We start from the raw sequence: 201 nt of genomic DNA, 5'->3' as shown, positions 1-201 counted from the left end.
ACCACATTAACATCTACAAATACAGTCATCAGTACTGTATATACTACTTTAATCACTACATTAACATCTACTTCAACAATTTATTCAACAATCACAAGTACTCAAACAGCTACTANNNCTATTCATACAACAGCAACAACTACAGTAACTTCTACATCAACAACAACNNNTACCGTTTCTTCATCTATTTATTCCATAACT

Source organism: Candidatus Nanopusillus massiliensis, from assembly GCF_920984865.1.
The sequence above is the reverse complement of the archived record's forward strand: the minus strand, read 5'-3'. Positions refer to the sequence as shown.